This window comes from Mesorhizobium sp. C277A, assembly GCF_040324395.1.
GTDB lineage: Bacteria > Pseudomonadota > Alphaproteobacteria > Rhizobiales > Rhizobiaceae > Mesorhizobium.
On sequence record NZ_JAMYVW010000004.1, the window covers coordinates 376800 to 393680 of the forward strand.

The 16881-nt window shown below is 60.4% G+C and carries 18 protein-coding genes; 15 read left to right on the plus strand and 3 right to left on the minus strand.

Going from position 1 to position 16881, the window contains the following annotated elements:
* Nucleotides 1-100 precede the first annotated feature (100 nt).
* Complete coding sequence (locus NKK52_RS31375; RefSeq protein WP_023685557.1) at nucleotides 101-265, minus strand: hypothetical protein; 165 nt, start codon at nucleotides 263-265, stop codon at nucleotides 101-103.
* Between the two features lie 56 nt (nucleotides 266-321).
* Nucleotides 322-711, minus strand: a complete 390-nt coding sequence (locus NKK52_RS31380; RefSeq protein ID WP_023673549.1) for a hypothetical protein — start codon at nucleotides 709-711, stop codon at nucleotides 322-324.
* Nucleotides 712-1272: 561 nt separating this feature from the next.
* Here NKK52_RS31380 and queC point away from each other — a divergent pair.
* From queC to queE, 3 genes are read left to right on the plus strand one after another with little or no spacing between them, the layout of a single operon-like run.
* Nucleotides 1273-1971, plus strand: a complete 699-nt coding sequence (gene queC, locus NKK52_RS31385; protein WP_023685556.1) for a 7-cyano-7-deazaguanine synthase QueC — start codon at nucleotides 1273-1275, stop codon at nucleotides 1969-1971.
* Nucleotides 1971-2327 (plus strand): 6-carboxytetrahydropterin synthase QueD, encoded by a 357-nt coding sequence (gene queD / locus NKK52_RS31390; RefSeq protein ID WP_023673552.1) that lies wholly within the window; start codon nucleotides 1971-1973, stop codon nucleotides 2325-2327. The genes queC and queD overlap by 1 nt, the downstream gene beginning before the upstream one ends.
* Nucleotides 2324-3058, plus strand: a complete 735-nt coding sequence (gene queE, locus NKK52_RS31395) for a 7-carboxy-7-deazaguanine synthase QueE (protein WP_023685555.1) — start codon at nucleotides 2324-2326, stop codon at nucleotides 3056-3058. The genes queD and queE overlap by 4 nt, the downstream gene beginning before the upstream one ends.
* Nucleotides 3059-3294: 236 nt before the next feature.
* Here the strand turns inward: queE and hemN are convergent, their stop codons facing one another.
* On the minus strand, nucleotides 3295-4644 hold the full coding sequence (gene hemN / locus NKK52_RS31400; RefSeq protein WP_023685554.1) for an oxygen-independent coproporphyrinogen III oxidase: 1350 nt from the start codon (nucleotides 4642-4644) through the stop codon (nucleotides 3295-3297).
* A 152-nt stretch (nucleotides 4645-4796) separates the two neighbouring features.
* Here hemN and NKK52_RS31405 point away from each other — a divergent pair, with 152 nt between their 5' ends.
* The 12 genes from NKK52_RS31405 (at nucleotide 4797) to ubiM (ending at nucleotide 16760) form a co-directional block, all read left to right on the plus strand.
* On the plus strand, nucleotides 4797-5543 hold the full coding sequence (locus tag NKK52_RS31405; RefSeq protein WP_031204393.1) for a Crp/Fnr family transcriptional regulator: 747 nt from the start codon (nucleotides 4797-4799) through the stop codon (nucleotides 5541-5543).
* A gap of 554 nt (nucleotides 5544-6097) precedes the next feature.
* Entirely contained in the window at nucleotides 6098-7708 is a 1611-nt protein-coding gene (ccoN, locus tag NKK52_RS31410; RefSeq protein ID WP_031204392.1) for a cytochrome-c oxidase, cbb3-type subunit I, read from the plus strand.
* An 11-nt stretch (nucleotides 7709-7719) separates the two neighbouring features.
* A complete protein-coding gene (gene ccoO / locus NKK52_RS31415; protein WP_023818743.1) occupies nucleotides 7720-8451 on the plus strand; it encodes a cytochrome-c oxidase, cbb3-type subunit II in 732 nt (243 codons plus the stop codon).
* 11 nt (nucleotides 8452-8462) lie between these two features.
* Nucleotides 8463-8612 carry a CcoQ/FixQ family Cbb3-type cytochrome c oxidase assembly chaperone gene (locus NKK52_RS31420; RefSeq protein WP_023818742.1) on the plus strand — a complete coding sequence of 50 codons (150 nt, stop codon included), beginning with the start codon at nucleotides 8463-8465 and terminating at the stop codon, nucleotides 8610-8612.
* Between the two features lie 2 nt (nucleotides 8613-8614).
* Nucleotides 8615-9478, plus strand: a complete 864-nt coding sequence (gene ccoP / locus NKK52_RS31425) for a cytochrome-c oxidase, cbb3-type subunit III (RefSeq protein ID WP_023685550.1) — start codon at nucleotides 8615-8617, stop codon at nucleotides 9476-9478.
* A gap of 128 nt (nucleotides 9479-9606) precedes the next feature.
* A complete protein-coding gene (gene ccoG, locus NKK52_RS31430) occupies nucleotides 9607-11166 on the plus strand; it encodes a cytochrome c oxidase accessory protein CcoG (RefSeq protein WP_352630883.1) in 1560 nt (519 codons plus the stop codon).
* Nucleotides 11163-11660 (plus strand): FixH family protein, encoded by a 498-nt coding sequence (locus NKK52_RS31435; RefSeq protein WP_023685548.1) that lies wholly within the window; start codon nucleotides 11163-11165, stop codon nucleotides 11658-11660. Before ccoG ends, NKK52_RS31435 begins: the two co-directional genes overlap by 4 nt.
* Nucleotides 11657-13945, plus strand: a complete 2289-nt coding sequence (locus NKK52_RS31440) for a cation-translocating P-type ATPase (protein ID WP_023685547.1) — start codon at nucleotides 11657-11659, stop codon at nucleotides 13943-13945. Before NKK52_RS31435 ends, NKK52_RS31440 begins: the two co-directional genes overlap by 4 nt.
* Entirely contained in the window at nucleotides 13942-14112 is a 171-nt protein-coding gene (gene ccoS, locus NKK52_RS31445; RefSeq protein ID WP_023685546.1) for a cbb3-type cytochrome oxidase assembly protein CcoS, read from the plus strand. Before NKK52_RS31440 ends, ccoS (NKK52_RS31445) begins: the two co-directional genes overlap by 4 nt.
* A 66-nt stretch (nucleotides 14113-14178) precedes the next feature.
* Nucleotides 14179-14946: a CBS domain-containing protein gene (locus tag NKK52_RS31450; RefSeq protein ID WP_023740425.1), complete on the plus strand. Its 768-nt coding sequence runs from the start codon at nucleotides 14179-14181 to the stop codon at nucleotides 14944-14946.
* Nucleotides 14947-15030: 84 nt separating this feature from the next.
* Nucleotides 15031-15162, plus strand: coding sequence for a cbb3-type cytochrome oxidase assembly protein CcoS (gene ccoS / locus NKK52_RS31455; RefSeq protein WP_081740647.1), 132 nt, complete (start codon nucleotides 15031-15033; stop codon nucleotides 15160-15162).
* A gap of 416 nt (nucleotides 15163-15578) precedes the next feature.
* On the plus strand, nucleotides 15579-16760 hold the full coding sequence (gene ubiM / locus NKK52_RS31460) for a 5-demethoxyubiquinol-8 5-hydroxylase UbiM (RefSeq protein ID WP_023672363.1): 1182 nt from the start codon (nucleotides 15579-15581) through the stop codon (nucleotides 16758-16760).
* Nucleotides 16761-16881: the final 121 nt, after the last annotated feature.

Genomic DNA, 16881 nt, shown 5'->3' on the forward strand with positions numbered 1-16881 from the left:
GGCCGTCAAAAGCTTATCGCCGTGCATCAAGGCGGCTAGATGGCAACGAGGCTTATGCCGCCCGAGCATCGCAGCTAAGTATGCATGAGGGGTCGTCCCTTCAAAATACTTGATACATTTGCGCTTGCGTAGCTCCTTGCATGCGCTCGATGCCAGGAGGAGACCTCTGTTCTAAACGCTCGCATCGATGCAACGCCGTTGACACCATCATCGCGGCGACCGCTTTGCCGCGGCCGCCGCAGCCCTTTTCGAGCATGACGATCATGCCGGCGCCATCGCAGTGATGCACTTGCAAATTCAGAGATGCACTCTGGCCAAATGCTAGGTGCCCAGCATATGTCCGGCATCCCGCAACGCCGCTACGAAGAGACGGGCATTGCCGTTGGCATCCATCTTGGCCTGCATCGACAGGGGCATCCTGTGCCAGCTCTCCAAGGCCGCAATGTAATGTGAGAACATACCGTTAACGATGCAATAGTGGGTAACTAGGCCGTGTCCGTCTAACGCCAGCACGCCGAATTGGCCGCCGTGATATCGGATGGCTGCGACCCGCTGGACCTGCGCGTCACCGTCGATCCGCACGTTGAAAAGCAGGCTGCCGCGGCTCCTGGTGGCTATCTCGGCGGCTTTTTCAGCGAAGCTCAACGAGAGCGAGCGGACGCTTTCGACTGCCATCTGTAAAACCATCAAGTTCAGTTCATCCACTGCCATAAGGTACCTGTGCGCAAGACATGGGTGATTGCAATCGACCACACCGCTTGTTCACAGATGTCGGCTCACGACCGGTTATTCAGGGTTCGCCGGTTATCCATTGAGGGCGTGCTCATCAAAATGATCCTGACGTGGAATGCGCTGCATCTACGAAGCGCGACGAGCAGGCCAGCCAAAGCTGTCGCGACAATTGATCTCATAATCCACCCCGATATCTGGATTTCGGCATCGCTGAACATCCCTGGTAAGTGAGCTGTTTGCGGCAAGCCCATCTCGGCTTTGTACTCCGAAACCGTTGCAATGGCGTCGCTCGGCGCTCGGGACCGACAGGCTCTGCTCGTCGAGAACTTTGTCCCCGAGAAGCGTTCGACTTTGAGCATTCCGCTGAAGGGTGACGTCTCGTCAGTCCGTGTCCTTGCAGCTCACCGCGAAGGCTTTTTGCGCATCGCACGCAAGCGCACGAATTGGTCTCCGTTCACTTCACAAAATGGTTTTCCTGAAGTACTGGAGCGCAGAGAAATCTCCGGTCGCAGCCTACCCGGTTAAAACAAGGACCCAACGATGAAGACTCTCGTCGTCTGCTCCGGCGGATTGGATTCCGTTACTCTTGCCCACAAGGTGGCAGCGGAGCACCAGCTGACCGGCCTGCTATCGTTCGATTACGGCCAACGGCATAGGAAGGAATTGGGCTTCGCCACCCTTTGCGCGGAGCGCCTGAGTGTCCCGCAGCGAATCATCGATATCCACGAGATCGGCGGCGACCTTTCCGGCTCCGCGCTGACCGACAATGTGGACGTGCCCGACGGGCACTATGCCGAAGACACGATGAAGATAACGGTGGTGCCCAACCGGAACGCCATCATGTTGGCCATTGCCTTCGGCCTCGCCGCAGCGCAAGACGCTGACGCAGTGGCGACGGCCGTGCATGGTGGGGATCACGTTGTCTATCCCGATTGCCGTCCGGCCTTCATCGACGCTTTCCAGATGATGCAGGACCACGCGCTCGACGGCTACGCGCAGATTCGCCTTTATGCACCCTATGTGAACCTGACGAAGGCGGACATTGTTACGGATGGAGCCACATACGGCACGCCGTTTGCGCAGACCTGGTCCTGTTACAAGGGCACCGAGCGTCATTGCGGGAGGTGCGGGACCTGCGTCGAGCGGCGTGAGGCGTTTCACATCGCTGGGCACCCGGACCCAACCGAGTATGAGGACTCCGACTTCTGGCTCGGAGCGCTGCGAAGGACCACCGCGTAATGTTCCGCATCACCAAGGAATTCCACTTCTCAGCCTCGCATCAGCTCACCTCATTGCCACCCGATCACCAATGCGCGCGCCTGCACGGACATAACTACATCGTCGAAGTGGAGCTTTCAGCGGATGGACTGGACGATCACGGCTTCGTGCGCGACTACCACGACTTGGCGCCATTCAAACGCTACATCGACGAGAGCTTCGACCACCGGCATCTCAACGACGTGCTGGGACACGAGCAAGTCACGGCGGAATATCTGGCCAGACATTTCTACGACTGGTGCAAGGCACGCCTGAGCGAAACCGCGGCCGTGCGGGTGAGCGAAACGCCGAAAACCTGGGCGGAATACCGGCCATGACGAATACTCATCCCGCAATCCGCGTTAGCGAGATTTTCGGGCCGACGATCCAGGGCGAGGGCGTGCTCATAGGTTTGCCGACGATCTTCGTCAGAACCGGCGGGTGTGACTATCGCTGTTCCTGGTGCGACAGCCTCCATGCTGTGGACAATCAATTCCGCCATGAATGGGAGATGATGTCCGTTGGGGCGGTGTGGAAAAATGTGCTTGCCCTTTCCGGTGGCCGCCCGCTGATGGTGTCGCTATCAGGCGGCAATCCGGCCATCCAGCCGCTCGGCGCGCTCATCGACCGGGGCCATGGTGACGGTTACCGTTTTGCGCTGGAAACCCAAGGGTCGCTTGTCAGGGACTGGTTTGCGCAGCTTGACGTGCTGATCCTCAGCCCAAAGCCGCCGTCAAGCCGAATGACGACAGATTGGGCCGCTGTCGAGGCGTGCCTCCAGGCGGCACAAGGCAAGCCCCAAGTCGTGCTCAAGCTCATTGTTTTCGACGAAAGGGACTACACCTACGCGAAAGACGCCGCTGCGCAATTTCCGCAACTTCCGATCTATCTGCAGCCCGGCAATCACACGCCGCCACACCCCACAAATGATGACGCGCCTGTCGACCTTGACGGAATATTGAAGCGCATGGAGTGGCTGGTTGACAGCGTGACCCGCGACAGATGGTTCGAGGCCCGCGTGCTGCCGCAGCTGCACGTTGTGCTCTGGGGTAACAAGAGAGCCGTCTAGCCCAGGCCCTTTCCACTGGAACTGCGCCGGCAGAATTCGGGTGAACGGGTGGTTCAGGTCGAAGGGAGCTGTCGCCGACAACCATGATCCGACAGGCAGGGCTCGAGCGGACGATATCGTCGCTGCGCCAAGACGCGTCTGGTCCGCTCAGAATCTTGTCTCGATAGACGGTCGCCGATCAACAAACGTACCGCGGTCCATGATCGACTGAGAGGCATGACCGTTCCTCTGAGTGCTCAGACTGCCGCCGAGTGCCTGGCCGTTCCAGCTTCGAAATATTTGTCGAACCTGGCCGCGATGCTTCGGACGAAAGGGCGACTTTCAGCCGGCACAACGAATCTGTCGCCATCAAGTTCAAGCAATCGAACCGGATCGTGGAGGGCCATGGAACTTGACTGAAGGAGGAGCCTCTGGCCGGCCTCGCCGAAGCGTTCCACCAGATCGATGGCCGAGAAGGCGAAGTCGCACATCAAACGTTCGATGATCCAGCCGCGAACGCGGTCGTCGTTGGAAAGTGCGATACCCCGAACAGCGGCCAGCCCGCCGTCATCAACCATGCGTCTATATTCGCTGGTTGAAGGCATGTTCTGCGCATAGCCTTGCCGAAACTGGCTAATGGATGACGGGCCGAGCCCGATCAAGATTTCGCAGCAATCGTCCGTGTAGCCCTGAAAGTTCCGGTGCAAAGTCCCGGTGTGTGCCGCAATCGCCAGCGCATCGCCTGGTTTGGCGAAATGGTCGAGCCCGATTGCCTCGTATCCATTGTCTACAATCGCCTGTGCAGCCAGTTGCGACTGGGCAAAGCGCTCCGCGGGACCCGGCAACCAGGCCTCGTCGATCATCGTCTGATGTTTCTTGCACCACGGTACATGCGCGTAGCCAAACAGTGCGATCCGATCCGGTTCCAGGGTCAGTGCCTGCGTGACCGTAGAAGCGACGCTTTCCCTGGTCTGGTGCGGCAGACCGTAGAGCAGGTCCAGATTGACGGATCCGACGCCGCGCGAACGAACGCCGTCGACGACCGTCTTGGTCTGCAGGAAGCTCTGCTCGCGGTTGATCGCCTTTTGCACCTTCGGATCGAAATCCTGAACGCCGAGGCTCGCACGGGTCATGCCGATTTCGGCAAGCGCATCGAGGCGGGCATCGTCCATATCGTTGGGTTCGATTTCAACGCTGATCGTGGCGCCGGGAAGAAAGCCGAAGCTGTTGCGCAGGGCGGTTCCCAGCGCCACCATATCTTCGGGCTTGAGCATCGTCGGCGAACCACCGCCGAAATGGACGGCACGCACACGACCTTTGCCTCCAACAAGACTGGCGACGGTGGCGATCTCGGCATGCAGTGAGCGCAGATATGTGGTCACCGGTTCGTAATGGCGTGTCTGCTTGGTATGGCAGGCACAGAACCAGCAAAGCTTGTCGCAGTATGGGATGTGCAGATAGAGCGAGATTTCGTCGCCCTCGTCGAGCCCCTGTAGCCAGCCACGACAAACGGTAGCGTCAACGCTTGCATTGAAATGCGGCGCGGTCGGGTAGCTCGTGTATCGCGGGACGTTCTCGCCAAATCTGGCAACTAGCTTTTGTCGCATGTCGTGGTCCACCGTGTTTGCGTCGCCCGAACTGTGGATGCTTGGATGAGCCTAAGCCCTGATTTCGATCAACCTTAAGCACGGACAAACTGCCGCAAGGATTTTTCTACCGTGGATGCTATCCTGCCCGCACGGACCGGTAGAGCGATCGAATGACATTACGGCAGGATATTCACAGTTCCGGCATCCCCGTTCTTTGCCTGTCTTGCGAGGCACGGAGCCGCGGTGTCTGTGGCGCGCTAGAGCCAGACCATTTGGCTCAGCTCGCCAAGACGTCGTCGCGGCACAATATCGAGCCGGGGGTCGAACTGATCGGCGACGCCGAGGCGATCGACTGTTATTCGAACGTGCTTTCAGGCGTGGTGAAGCTCACGAAGAGCCTGTCAGATGGACGCCAACAGATTGTCGGCCTGCAGTTCGCCCCGGATTTTCTGGGTCGGCCCTTCAAGATGAAAAGTGCGATCAATGCGGAAGCGGCAACAGCTGTCTCGCTATGCTCGTTTCCCAGAGCGGCCATCGAACGGATGATGAAGCAGTCACCCGAATTTGTGCATCGCCTGCTCAAGCAGGCGCTGAACGAACTTGACGAGGCACGCGAATGGATGGTGACTCTGGGGCGCAAGACCGCACCAGAGAAGGTGGCGAGCTTTCTCCTCATGATTGCCCGGAACATCGACTCCAATGTTGACCCGACGGCTAGCTCGACGTGCTTCGAGCTGCCGATGACGCGTGCCGACATTTCTGATTTCCTTGGAATCACAAACGAGACCGTGAGCCGTCAGCTGACCAGCCTGAGAATGGACGGCGTGATTCGGATCGAGAACAACCGCCGCGTCACCGTGGACAGCATGAGCCGGCTGGAACGGCGCTGCGGCGGCCGAGGCGCTACAGCCGTTTGAATGACGCAGAAGCTGCATGGCCCCCGTCACTTACTTCATTCGGGGCAGGGCATGCTCGCGTTGGGCTCAGAAGAAGTCGCGTAGCGACAGCCCGTTCTCCATCCGATCGTATGCGCCAGTTGCCTTTCGGCTCGTCGGCGAAGCATCCACACTTGGCCGAAGTCAATACGCCTCATCCGCAGGGGAAAATCGCCGTCTCCCCAAGCCACGAATGTCACGACGGCAGCGTAACGCTGGCGCTGGCTGTTCCAAGGCATTGAACGCGGGGTTCGGTAAGGCGTCGACCTGCTTTCCAGCGTCGCAGAAGGTGCGCTCCCCCACACGCCCGCGGTCGCCTCCGCACCCGGGGCCCGACCGGGGACGCCAGGTCCCATCCATAAACGAGCGGCCGGTGGTGCGCTTCCACATTCGATTGTCGCAGTCTGATCGCACCGAACTCGATGCTGCTCGAGCAAAATGGTGCGGCTCTGACATGGATCAGGGCGAGCAGGCGACGGCTGCGCAATAAGACACCGCGGTTTGGCATCCGCCGGAATTGGAAATCGGGGCTTGCGATGAAATTCGGCAAAGAAATCGTGCTTCTAAGCCTGTTCGCATTCGCGGCTTTGGTGGCGGCTGGCGCTGGGGTGGATGAACCCTTTCGCCAGCATATGTGGGTCTTGTTCTTCGCCTTGGCTGGTTTCACTGCGATCCTACTGCGTAACACTGAGTTCAAGCCTGCCGCTCCGATCGACCCGTCCGCCTACATGGATGGTCCAATCCGCTACGGCGCCATCGCCACCATGTTCTGGGGTGTGGTTGGCATGCTGGTCGGGGTGGTCATCGCGCTGCAGCTTGCCTATCCCGATCTCAACATCCAGCCCTGGTTCAACTTCGGCCGCTTGCGGCCTCTGCACACCTCGGGCGTCGTCTTCGCCTTCGGCGGCAACGCGTTGCTTTGCACGTCTCTCTATGTCGTCCAACGCACCTGCCGCGCTCGGCTGTTCGGTGGCGATCTCGCCTGGTTCGTGTTCTGGGGCTACCAGCTCTTCATCGTCATGGCCGCGACCGGTTATCTGCTCGGCATCACCGAGAGCCGCGAATATGCGGAACCCGAATGGTATGTCGACATCTGGCTGACCATCGTCTGGGTCGGCTACCTGATCCTGTTTCTGGGCACCATCCTGAAGCGCAAGGAACCGCACATCTACGTCGCCAACTGGTTCTACCTTTCCTTCATCGTGACCATCGCGATGCTGCATGTGATCAACAACCTGTCGATGCCGGCCTCCTTTCTCGGCTCCAAGAGCTATTCTGCATTTTCCGGAGTCCAGGACGCCCTGACGCAATGGTGGTACGGCCACAACGCCGTCGGTTTCTTCCTCACAGCCGGCTTCCTCGGCATGATGTACTATTTCGTGCCCAAGCAGGCCAACCGGCCGGTCTATTCCTACCGTCTGTCGATCGTCCATTTCTGGGCAATCATCTTTCTCTACATCTGGGCCGGGCCCCATCATCTGCACTACACGGCCTTGCCCGACTGGGCGCAGACGCTTGGCATGGTGTTCTCGATCATGCTGTGGATGCCGTCATGGGGCGGCATGATCAACGGCCTGATGACGCTGTCGGGCGCCTGGGACAAGCTGCGCACTGACCCGATCATCCGCATGATGGTGATGGCCATCGCCTTCTACGGCATGTCCACCTTCGAGGGCCCGATGATGTCGATCAAGACGGTCAATTCTCTGTCGCACTATACCGACTGGACCATTGGCCACGTTCACTCCGGTGCGCTCGGCTGGGTCGGCATGATCTCGTTTGGCGCAATCTACTTCATGGTGCCGAGACTCTGGAACCGTGAACGCCTCTATTCGCTCAGGCTCGTCACCTGGCATTTCTGGCTGGCGACGCTCGGCATCGTCGTCTACGCCGCGGTGATGTGGGTGTCCGGCATCATGCAGGGCCTGATGTGGCGCGAATACGACGAACAGGGCTTCCTGGTCTACTCCTTCGCCGAAACCGTGGCAGCCATGCATCCTTACTACATCATGCGTGCCATCGGTGGGGCCATGTACCTCTCCGGCACCCTGATCATGGCCTGGAACATCGCCATGACCATCCTCGGCTACCGGCGCGAGCAGGATCCGATGCCGCGCTCCACCCCCGCCCTCCAGCTTGCGCGATGATGAGACAGAAAATGAGGTTGATGAACAGACACGCGGTCATCGAGAAGAACGCTACACTTCTCCTCCTCGGGTCGCTGCTGGTCGTGACAATCGGCGGTATCGTCGAGATCGCACCGCTCTTCTATCTCGATAATACGATCGAGAAGGTGGAAGGCATGCGGCCTTACTCGCCGCTCGAACTTGCTGGTCGAAACATCTATGTCCGCGAGGGCTGCTACCTCTGCCACAGCCAGATGATCCGCCCGTTCCGTGACGAGGTCGAGCGCTACGGCCACTACAGCCTGGCGGCCGAGTCGATATACGACCACCCCTTCCAGTGGGGATCGAAGCGCACCGGACCGGATCTCGCCCGCGTTGGCGACCGCTATTCCAACCTGTGGCACGTGGATCACCTGACAGATCCACGGTCCGTGGTGCCGGAATCGATCATGCCGAGCTATGCCTTCCTGAAGGACAAGCCGATCGCGGTGAAGGACTTCTCGACGCATCTGGTCGCCAACAGGCGCGTCGGCGTCCCCTACTCCGACGACATGATCGCCAACGCCAATGCCGATTTGATGGCGCAGGCTGATCCCAACGCCGACACATCCGGCCTCGAGGCCCGCTACCCCAAGGCCAAGATCGGCGACTTCGACCGCAACCCGCAGCAAGTCACCGAAATGGACGCGCTGGTTTCTTATCTCCAGATGCTGGGCACGCTGGTCGATTTCAAGAACTACGATGAGACCGCCGGCTACCGCTGAGGACAATGGCCATGACGTACAATTTCATGCGGGAGTTTGCCGACAGCTGGGGCCTACTTGCCATGGCTCTTTTCTTCATCGGATCTGTTGCCTTTGCAGTTCGTCCCGGAGGCCGCAGGCAAGCCGGCGAAGCAGCTCAAATTCCTCTGAAGGAGGACTGATCATGAGCAGCGATCACATCGACGAGGTTTCCGGCATCTCAACCACCGGTCATGAGTGGGACGGCATCCGGGAGCTCAACAACCCGCTTCCGCGCTGGTGGGTCTGGACGTTCTACATCACCATAGTCTGGGCGATCGGGTACACGATCGCCTATCCGGCATGGCCTCTGCTGCACACGGCAACCAAGGGGGTGCTCGGCTACTCCAGCCGCAACGATGTCGGGAACGAGTTGTCCGCGGCTGAAGCGGCCAAGGGCAAATATGTCGCCGCGATAGAAGCGAAAAGTGTTTCGGAGATCGCGGCGGACGACACGCTGCGCGAATTCGCCGTCGCCGCCGGCGGTGCCGCGTTCAAGCTCAATTGCGTGCAGTGCCATGGTTCCGGCGCCCAGGGCTCCAAGGGCTTCCCCAACCTTAACGACGACGACTGGCTGTGGGGCGGCAAGGCGGACCAGATTCAGCAGACGATCACCCATGGCATTCGCTTCGCCTCCGATCCGGATACGCGCCTGTCGGAAATGCCCGCCTTTGCCGACATCATCACCGCCGACCAGATCAAACAGGTCAGCGCCTACGTCGCCAGTCTGTCGGGAGCCGTCGTCAATCAAGCATTGGTCGCGCCGGGCGCAAAGGTCTTTGCCGAAAACTGCGTGGCCTGTCATGGCGACAATGCAAAAGGCAACAAGGAACTCGGCGCTCCAGATCTGACCGACGCCATCTGGCTCTACGGGTCAGGCGAAGCGGCCATCGCCGCCCAGGTAACCGCACCGAAACACGGCGTGATGCCGGCTTGGGGCGCGCGCCTCGGCGAGATCAAGGTCAAGGAACTGGCGGTCTACATCCATTCGCTTGGCGGCGGAGAATAGCAAAGCAGCCTATTCTCGTCCTCCCCCTCCCGCCAAGCGACGAGGCCCGGCGCAAGCCGGGCCTCGGCATCATCCAGAACCGATGAGTCGGCTTCCGGCGAAATCGTCGCTGGTGACTGGAGCTTCTCGTGCTCGATAACACGCAAATAGAACGGATCGAACCCACGACGTTCAACTCCGCCAAGGTGCGCCAGCCAATGTATGCCGCGCGCAGGAAGATCTTCCCGAAGCGGGCCTCGGGCAGCTTTCGCCGATTCAAATGGATCGTGATGGCGATCACGCTCGGCATCTACTATCTCACGCCGTGGCTGCGCTGGGACCGCGGTCCGTTTGCCCCCGACCAGGCCGTGCTGCTCGATGTGGCCAACCGGCGCTTCTACTTCTTCTTCGTCGAGATATGGCCGCAGGAATTCTACTATGTCGCCGGTCTTCTGGTCATGGCCGGCGTCGGTCTTTTCCTGATCACATCGACTGTTGGCCGTGCATGGTGTGGCTACACATGCCCACAGACCGTATGGGTCGATCTGTTCCTGGTCGTCGAGCGCGCGATCGAGGGCGACCGCAACGCACGCATCAAGCTCGATGCCGGTCCTTGGACCACTCGTAAGCTTGTGCTGCGGGCATCGAAACACGTCATCTGGCTGGTCATAGGCGCAGCGACTGGTGGCGCATGGATCTTCTATTTCGCCGATGCGCCGACCCTGCTCGGCGAACTCTTCACCGGCACGGCAGCGCCTGTCGCCTACATCACCGTCGCGGTCCTGACGGCGACGACCTACACGTTTGGTGGGCTGATGCGCGAACAGGTCTGCACCTATATGTGCCCATGGCCGCGCATCCAGGCAGCCATGCTCGACGAGAGCTCGCTCACTGTCACCTACAATGACTGGCGCGGCGAACCGCGCACGCGTCACGCCAAGAAGGTTCTTGCCGCAGGGCATCCCGTCGGCGATTGCGTCGACTGCAATGCCTGTGTCGCCGTCTGTCCGATGGGGATCGACATACGCGACGGTCAGCAACTCGAATGCATCACCTGCGCGCTCTGCATCGATGCCTGTGACGGCGTCATGGACAAGCTCGGCAAAGCGCGAGGACTGATCTCCTACGCGACGCTCTCCGACTACAACGCCAACATGATGCTGGCCACCGCCGGCGGCGCCAGCTCGGTCGATCCATCACTGGTCAGGACGGATGACGGCGTGTTTTCGGACAGGGTGGCGCTTTTCCATATCCGCAAGATCTTTCGGCCACGAACCTATGTCTACATGGCCATGTGGTCGCTGATCGGGCTGGGCCTGCTCTTTTCGCTGCTGACGCGCGACCGGCTCGAAATCAATGTCCTACACGACCGCAACCCGCAATTCGTGACGCTCTCGGACGGCTCGATCCGCAATGGCTATACCGTCAAGCTCTTGAACATGATCCCCGAACCGAGAACGATTATCGTCACCCTCGGGGGTTTGCCAGGCGCGGAGATGAGCATCGTTGGCGTCGATCTCCCCGCCGATCGCTCCTTTGCAGTCCAGGTCGAACCCGACCGGCTGAAGATGTTGAAGGTTTTCGCGCGCCTGCCCGCCGACCAGATTCATGGCCAGGCGCAGACCTTCACATTCCGGGTCGAAGACAAGGTCAGCTTCGAGTCCAACGAATACACCGCCACCTTCAACTCGCCGGAGATCGCCAGATGAACGCCACCACGCGAAAACCCCGCGAGTTCACCGGCAGGCACATGTTGGCCACCGTCCTTGCCTTTTTCGGCGTGGTCATCGCGGTCAATCTCACGATGGCGACGCTTGCCAACACAAGCTGGACCGGCCTTGTCGTCGAAAATACCTATGTGGCGAGCCAGCAATTCAACAAGAAGGCCGAGGAAGGCCGTGCGCAGGCAGCGCTTGGCTGGACCGGCCAGTTGACCATCGCATGGGGCGAAGTCCGCTATCGCATCATCGACGCCGCGGGCAAACCGGTTTCCCTGCATGGCGTGAAGGTGCTGTTTCGCCATCCGGCTTACGAGAAAGAGGATGAGTCCGTCACGCTCGCCCTGGTCTCTGGCCAGGAGTTTGCAGCACAACACGTGCCAAGGGATGGTGTCTGGATCATCGAAATAGACGCCGATGCCGGCCTGGCAAAACCTTATCGCGACGTGCGCAGGGTCATGATTTCCCAAGGGGTGCTGAAATGAGCTGCTGCGCGCCGGGCGCTGAAATGGCGCTGGATCTGGTCAGCCCCGCTTCGGTCCTGCCGTCAAGCCAGGAGGTCAGGCTGGCGAGCCGGTCGCTGGGCGATGACCTTCATCAGACCGACCTGTCGGTACCGACGGTTCACTGCGGCGCCTGCATCCAGATGATCGAGACCGCGTTGGGAAAGCTCAATCACGTTCAGGCCGCCCGCGTCAACCTTTCAACGAAGCGGGTCTCGGTCCAGTGGCGCGGCGATGAGGTTCCACCATTGGTCGCAGTGCTCGGGCGCCTGGGCTACCAGGCACATCTGTTCGAAGCCGACACCGATGCGAAGGACAGGACGTTATCGGAGCTCATCCGCGCCGTCGCCGTTGCCGGCTTTGCGGCGGGCAACATCATGCTGCTCTCGGTATCGGTCTGGTCCGGCGCCGAAGGCGCCACCCGCGATTTGTTCCACTGGGTCTCGGCGCTCATCGCCATTCCCGCCCTCGCCTTTGCCGGCGGGATCTTCTTCAAATCGGCGTGGACTGCGCTGCGCCACGGCCGCATGAACATGGACGTGCCGATCGCCGTCGGCGTGTCGCTGGCCTACGCCATGAGCCTCTATGAGACGATCACCCATGGCGACCACGCCTATTTCGACGCGTCGGTATCGCTGCTGTTCTTCCTGTTGATCGGCCGCACGCTCGATCACGTGATGCGCGAACGCGCGCGGACCGCGGTAAAGAACCTGTCACAGTTGGCTGCGCGTGGCGCCATGGTGCTGCGCGGCGATGGCGCACGGGACTATTTGCCGGTTGGCGAAATCGAACCGGGGATGCAACTGCTCATTGGAGCCGGCGAGAGAATCCCCGTCGACAGCACGATCGTTCATGGAGCGTCGGATCTTGACTGCTCACTGGTCACTGGCGAGAGCACGCCGCGAAACGTCGCGCCAGGGGAGATTGTGCAGGCCGGTGTCCTCAACCTCACCGGTCCGCTGACGATTGAGGCGACAGCGGCCGCCAAGGATTCGTTCCTGGCGGAAATGGTTCGGTTGATGGAGGCCGCCGAAGGTGGTCGCGCCCGGTATCGCCGTATCGCCGACCGCGTGTCGGCACTCTACGCGCCCGTGGTTCATCTCACCGCATTGGTAACATTCACGGGCTGGATGGCGGTGACCGGCGACTGGCATCGGGCGATGACGATTGCCATCGCTGTTCTCATCATCACATGCCCCTGCGCGCTTGGCCTCGCCGTCCCAATCGTTCAGGTGGTCGCCGCGCGGCGCCTGTTCGAGAACGGCATCATGGTGAAGGACGGCTCGGCCATGGAGCGCCTGGCAGCGATCGATACAGCCGTGTTCGACAAGACCGGCACGCTCACGCTTGGCCAGCCCAGGCTCGTCAACACGTCGTCGATCGATCCCGCCATGCTGGCAATCGCTGCCGACTTGGCCGCGCATTCGCGTCATCCATATTCAAAGGCCATTGCCGGCTTTGCCGTCAGCAGCAGCCAGCACAAATTCGATGCGGTGACCGAGCACCCGGGTTTCGGGATCGAAGCCACCGCCGCCGGTATCACCTGGCGGCTGGGTCGACGCGGATGGGCTGGCTGGAAGGCGCGAACCGGCGGCGAAGGCAAACATGGCTATGGCGGAACAGTCCTGACTAAAAACGGCATGATTGTCGCATCCTTCGTTTTCGAAGATGCGCTACGCCTCGACACCAGGGCAGCGATCGATCAACTGCGCAACGCTGGTATGTGCGTGGAAATGCTGTCGGGCGATACCGCGAAAGCCTGCGCCGAGGTTGCCGACATGCTTGGTGTCGATGACTTCGTTCCCTGCCTGCTGCCGTCCGGCAAGGTTGAACGCATCGAGAGCCTGGCGAGAGACGGGCACAAGGTTCTAATGGTTGGCGACGGGCTCAACGACACGCCGGCGCTGAGCGCCGCGCATGTCTCGATCGCACCCGCCACCGCCGCCGACATTGGCCGCAATGCAGCCGACTTCGTTTTTCTGCGCGAAAGCCTCTTGGCGATCCCGCTGGCGCTGGACGTGTCGCGCAAGGCGGGAAGCCTGATCCGACAGAACATAACAATTGCTATCGTTTACAATGCTGTGGCCGTGCCGATCGCCATTCTGGGTCATGTTACGCCTCTGATCGCGGCGGTCGCGATGTCTGCCTCGTCATTGCTTGTGATTGGAAATGCCATGCGTCTGCAAGGCTTCGCAACGGGTGCGTCGTCCGAAACTGCGCGGCAGGACAGGCCCGCGCGGGCCGGCGCCTTGGCCCGATCCTCATGACGACGCTCGCCTATCTCATTCCGGTGGCGCTGTTCCTTGGCGCACTCGGCCTGTCCGGCTTCCTGTGGGCGTTGAGAAGCGGCCAGTACGATGATCTCGATGGCGCTGCGGAGCGCATTCTAATCGACCGCGACGACGGCGCGGAGAATGCTCCTCGCTCCAAGTGACTCAGATCAAAGCGCCGCGGGTCGGGATGTCCTATCGTCGTCCGACGAAAGATCAGGAGGGTGAGGATGCAGGCCGAATCCATAATGACAAAGCCAGTCATCACGACGGATGCGAACGCGACGATCGCGCAAGCGGTCGAGCTCATGCTTTCAAACAAGGTCAGCTGCCTGCCGGTAGCAGACAGCGACGGCACCCTGATTGGTATTGTAAGCAAAAGCGACTTCTTGCGCCGAGAAGAACTTGGGACCCAGCGTGTGCGTCCGCGCTGGCTGGAGTTTGATCTTGGCCCGGGCACAGTCGCCAATGACTATGCGCGCTCGAACGGACGGATCATCCATCAGGTGATGACCACACCCGTCATCTCGGCGCCTCCTGGCGCCTCGATTGCAGATATTGTCGACCTGATGATGCAACATCGCATCAACAATCTTCCGATTGTCGATCGGGACAGGGTCATCGGCATCATCACGCGAACTGATTTGCTGCTTGTCCTGATCCGCGCCATGCCGAAACAGGGAACCACGCCACCCGATGACGACCTGATCCGCAAGGCTATCCTTGCCGAACTGCAGTCACAAACCTGGAGCGGTGGTGACTTGATCGATGTGAGGGTCAGCGACGGCCTTGTCGAACTGAAGGGGGCGATTGTCGACGAGCGTCAGCGGAAGGCAGCGATCGTTGCGGCTGAGAAGGTTGCCGGCGTCGGGCAAGTCAAGGACGGCCTCCTCCTCAGTACGGATCCGTTCGGTGAAGGTTTCATAGCTGCGGAAAAGGCGGGGACGCGGAGCAGAGTCCCTTTGGTTCTGCTCCCTTCCCACATCACTTGGACATGAGGCCGTCGGCGAGTTCCTTCGGCGTCTAGCGCCCGTCATGGGCGGAGAGTACGCTGTCGGCAGCAAGATGCCCGTCCTGACGGAATGCGATGGCCGCTGCCTGTTTTGGTGGGGCTTGGACCGGCGCTTCCTGTGGATCTGAAGAGCGGCCAATACGAAGATCTCGACGGCTCCGCCCAGCGGATCCTTATCGATCGGGAAGAGCCGCGAGGCTGAACCGGTTGGCGGCGCCCAACGACTGTGCGGATGCTGGTCGTCAGTCGACCGAGTCTTTGCTGGATTGCCTCGTCATGATGATATCGGCGCGCGTGCGAAGAACGGATCAGCCACAATACGTTGCCGAACCTTTGGCCAGTAGGGGCACGCGATTGGGAAGCCGACCGTTCAGAATGCCTAGACATGCAAACGTTTTCACGGCAATCGACCACTCGACCGTGAACCCGCCGTTGCCGGGTTATCGAGCCTGGTTGATCCAGATCAGCGTTATCTCTTCGTCGGCGTGGTTTCATTGACCAGGCTTCCAACGGAGAACGCATGTCTGTCGACGATGGGGAGATGAGCGGCAAACCGTGGGTGATTGCGATGCTTCAAGAGCGCTTCGTATCGCAGATAGCCGCTATGGCGGCACGCTGATGGCCGGCTCTGTCGACACATTCGACATCATTGTCGTCGGAGCTGGGCCGGTCGGACTTGCCTTCGCAGCATCGCTCGCCCTGAGCCGACTCAAGGTGGCAGTGGTTGAACGGCAGTCGCTCGACAGCCTGGCGAATCCGGCTTTCGACGGTCGCGAGATCGCGCTGACGCACGCTTCGGTGAGAATCCTTCGCGAGCTCGGCGCCTGGGACGCCATGCCCGCATCTGACAAATCACCGCTTCATGGCGCGCGCGTGCTCAACGGATCGAGCCCTTTCGCCCTGTGCTTCGATACTCGCAGCGGATCTGGGGAACCACTCGGATTTCTGGTCCCAAATTGTCGGATCCGCGATGCCCTGTTCAAAATTGTCTACTTCCAGGATCATGCCCGGCTGCTGTGCGGCAACTCGGTCGTGAATGCAACAACCAGCGACGACGAGGCGGTCATAACGCTTTCTGATGGCAGGCAATTGGCCGCTCGGCTGCTCGTAGCAGCGGATTCGCGTTTGTCCGCGATGCGCGACCTGCTCGGCATTGGCGCCAACATCCATCCGCTTGGCCACTCCATGCTGATTTGCCGAGTGAGGCACGAGCGCTTCCATCGCCAGATCGCGGTCGAATGGTTCGACCACCATCAGACCATAGCGATGTTGCCGCTCATGGAAGGCGTGTCGTCGCTGCTTCTGACTTTGCGCTCAATCGAGGCCGATAGACTGTCTGTTCTCGATGACGAATTGTTCCTCATGGAATTGATGAACCGGTGTCGAGGACGCCTCGGGCAGTTGACCCTGGCAAGCACCCGCCATGCCTATCCGCTGGTCACGACCTGGGCGCACAAGTTCTCGGCACCGAGTGCGGCACTTATAGGAGACGCTGCCATCGGCATGCACCCGGTGACCGCGCATGGCTTCAACATCGGCCTCAGCGGCCAGAAGCAACTCGCTCATAAAATACTGACAGCATGTCGCGCACGCCGCGACATTGCCGATCCCGACATGCTCGGCAGATATGAAAGCCGGCTGCGGCTGTCGGCGGCGCCGCTCTATCATGCCACCAACATGCTTGTCGGTCTTTACTCAAGCGAGCACCCGGCGGCACGGCTTGCAAGACATGCTGGGCTCCGCTTTGCCCAACATCTTCCCTTTGTCCGCCATGGCATTTCGGCCATGCTCAGGCGGTGAATCGCACAGAGCGCTACCGCTCTGGAGCGCTGTCTCGGCGCGGCTTCTTTGTCTTGCTGGCTCGCAGCGTCGCGGGCAAGGCTGCTTCCTGGTGACGTTGCCGATCATGGCATGATTCGGA

What these genes read in the sequence shown, in the direction of transcription:
- NKK52_RS31375 (WP_023685557.1), bottom strand. Translation starts at nt 265, where the DNA reads ATGATCGTCATGCTCGAAAAGGGCTGCGGCGGCCGCGGCAAAGCGGTC.
- NKK52_RS31380 (WP_023673549.1), bottom strand. Translation starts at nt 711, where the DNA reads ATGGCAGTGGATGAACTGAACTTGATGGTTTTACAGATGGCAGTCGAA.
- queC (WP_023685556.1), top strand. Translation starts at nt 1,273, where the DNA reads ATGAAGACTCTCGTCGTCTGCTCCGGCGGATTGGATTCCGTTACTCTT.
- queD (WP_023673552.1), top strand. Translation starts at nt 1,971, where the DNA reads ATGTTCCGCATCACCAAGGAATTCCACTTCTCAGCCTCGCATCAGCTC.
- queE (WP_023685555.1), top strand. Translation starts at nt 2,324, where the DNA reads ATGACGAATACTCATCCCGCAATCCGCGTTAGCGAGATTTTCGGGCCG.
- hemN (WP_023685554.1), bottom strand. Translation starts at nt 4,644, where the DNA reads ATGCGACAAAAGCTAGTTGCCAGATTTGGCGAGAACGTCCCGCGATAC.
- NKK52_RS31405 (WP_031204393.1), top strand. Translation starts at nt 4,797, where the DNA reads ATGACATTACGGCAGGATATTCACAGTTCCGGCATCCCCGTTCTTTGC.
- ccoN (WP_031204392.1), top strand. Translation starts at nt 6,098, where the DNA reads ATGAAATTCGGCAAAGAAATCGTGCTTCTAAGCCTGTTCGCATTCGCG.
- ccoO (WP_023818743.1), top strand. Translation starts at nt 7,720, where the DNA reads ATGAGGTTGATGAACAGACACGCGGTCATCGAGAAGAACGCTACACTT.
- NKK52_RS31420 (WP_023818742.1), top strand. Translation starts at nt 8,463, where the DNA reads ATGACGTACAATTTCATGCGGGAGTTTGCCGACAGCTGGGGCCTACTT.
- ccoP (WP_023685550.1), top strand. Translation starts at nt 8,615, where the DNA reads ATGAGCAGCGATCACATCGACGAGGTTTCCGGCATCTCAACCACCGGT.
- NKK52_RS31435 (WP_023685548.1), top strand. Translation starts at nt 11,163, where the DNA reads ATGAACGCCACCACGCGAAAACCCCGCGAGTTCACCGGCAGGCACATG.
- NKK52_RS31440 (WP_023685547.1), top strand. Translation starts at nt 11,657, where the DNA reads ATGAGCTGCTGCGCGCCGGGCGCTGAAATGGCGCTGGATCTGGTCAGC.
- ccoS (WP_023685546.1), top strand. Translation starts at nt 13,942, where the DNA reads ATGACGACGCTCGCCTATCTCATTCCGGTGGCGCTGTTCCTTGGCGCA.
- NKK52_RS31450 (WP_023740425.1), top strand. Translation starts at nt 14,179, where the DNA reads ATGCAGGCCGAATCCATAATGACAAAGCCAGTCATCACGACGGATGCG.
- ccoS (WP_081740647.1), top strand. Translation starts at nt 15,031, where the DNA reads ATGCGATGGCCGCTGCCTGTTTTGGTGGGGCTTGGACCGGCGCTTCCT.
- ubiM (WP_023672363.1), top strand. Translation starts at nt 15,579, where the DNA reads ATGGCCGGCTCTGTCGACACATTCGACATCATTGTCGTCGGAGCTGGG.